This window comes from Ideonella sp. P3_A4 (assembly GCF_056403075.1).
Genome location: NZ_JBFUGE010001118.1, coordinates 1 through 1,175 on the forward strand (window position 1 = coordinate 1; position 1,175 = coordinate 1,175).

The following is a 1,175-nucleotide window of genomic DNA, read 5'->3' on the forward strand; positions in this document are numbered from 1 at the left end:
GCGCAAGACGTCCCCTTGACGGAGGGGTTAGGCCGCTGCCTTTGCAACATAGATGGCCCTGGCTTCATTCATGAACCCTCTAAAGTACGCGACAGCGCTCTTTGGCGCATCAGGGAACGCGTCGCAATCGTCTTCGACTTCGAGAAGATGCTGGTACAGAAACTGTGCGCTTTTGATTGCGGCGGAAAGATTTGGAATGTTCATGCGCTCCTCTTCGTCGAGGTGGGCAACAAACTTGTCTCGATAGGTGCGTACTTCCTGGACGTAGTCGTCGAAGAACCGATCAGTCAAGCGAATGTGATCAAGAAGCGCGGGTAAGAACACCGCATGGTCTGTAACCGATTTCCGCCAGTCATGCTTTGCTCTCTTGTCGCCGAACATCTTGCACCATTCAAGCAGGCCAATGTCGAGGAAGTTGTTATGCGCAGTAATCCAAAACTGCTCACCAGCCCATGCCTGACCGGAATCGTGCGCTACGCGATAGAACGCGAGATTTCGCAGACAGTGTAGGCAGAGAAGGGCAGTGCGGCGAAGGCGGTCGCGACGGGACATTTCAGAGGCCTAACGTTCGACGTAAGGGGCGGCCCGCCTGCGGGACGTCCCCTTGACGGAGGGGTTAGGCCAACGTGGGGCAAACGAAGAGAGATAGGAGCAAACCGCCAGCACCGGGCGGAACGCCGATGACTGCAGCCATTGGCGCGACGACAAAACGGTGGAGACTTTCTGCATTTGGTGCTTGCCAGTTGTCGCACTTGGCTCCCGTAGCGCTGGAAGCGCTGCCACCGGGCTGTTGCTACCGGCGAAACGATTTTGAGCACCACTCGGAAATGCCCATTCCACCATGCACAACTTCAGCCACAAACATATGAGCATTCCGCAGGCCATGCTTGCCACCAACCCAATGAAGAACGAGAAGGGTTTGGTCTAGCTAGGGTCAAACGCCCCAGTGACCTGAGCTCGTCGATATTCTTAGCGGTGAAGTCTTCGTATGTCTCATGGACTCCGTACTCCGCGCGCAGGCTGCGACCGAGAGATCGCTCCAATGATGCAAGTGAATCTTCAGGAATCGCTATGGGCATCATAGGCGTATCCACCTTCTTGGGCCTAACGTTCGACGTAAGGGGCGGCCGCAAGTGGGCGAAGCCCGCTTGTGGACGTCCCCTTGACGGAGGGGT

The 1,175-nt window shown here is 56.4% G+C and carries 1 protein-coding gene; it reads right to left on the reverse strand.

Translation table 11 applies throughout. The annotated features are described in order from the left end of the window. Positions 1–27 precede the first annotated feature (27 nt). On the reverse strand, positions 28–552 hold the full coding sequence (locus AC1DYI_RS36325; protein ID WP_477208935.1) for a hypothetical protein: 525 nt from the start codon (positions 550–552) through the stop codon (positions 28–30). Positions 553–1,175 lie beyond the last annotated feature (623 nt).